Genomic DNA, 270 nt, shown 5'->3' on the forward strand with positions numbered 1-270 from the left:
CGTTGGGGGTCAGCACTTCCGCCACCAGCGCATCGCGGTTGGCCGGCAGCACGCGCAGCTTCTGGCCCACGCGCACGGTGCCCGCCTCGACCCGGCCGGCATAGCCGCGGAAGTCGTCAGCCTGGGCGCCGTCCTGGCGGATCACCAGTTGCACCGGGAAACGCAGCGCGGCGTCGCCTTCGGGCGCGGGTTCTTCCACCGGCAGCGCTTCCAGCAGCGGCAGCAGCGGCTCGCCCAGGTACCACGGCATGGCCTGGCTGGCGTTGACGA

1 pseudogene is annotated in these 270 nt (G+C 72.6%); it reads right to left on the reverse strand.

Annotated features, from left to right (window positions below):
• Window positions 1-270: pseudogene (locus OR16_RS39225) on the reverse strand (sulfate adenylyltransferase); the annotation flags it as partial.

This window comes from Cupriavidus basilensis OR16, from assembly GCF_000243095.1.
Taxonomy (GTDB): Bacteria; Pseudomonadota; Gammaproteobacteria; order Burkholderiales; family Burkholderiaceae; genus Cupriavidus; species Cupriavidus basilensis_D.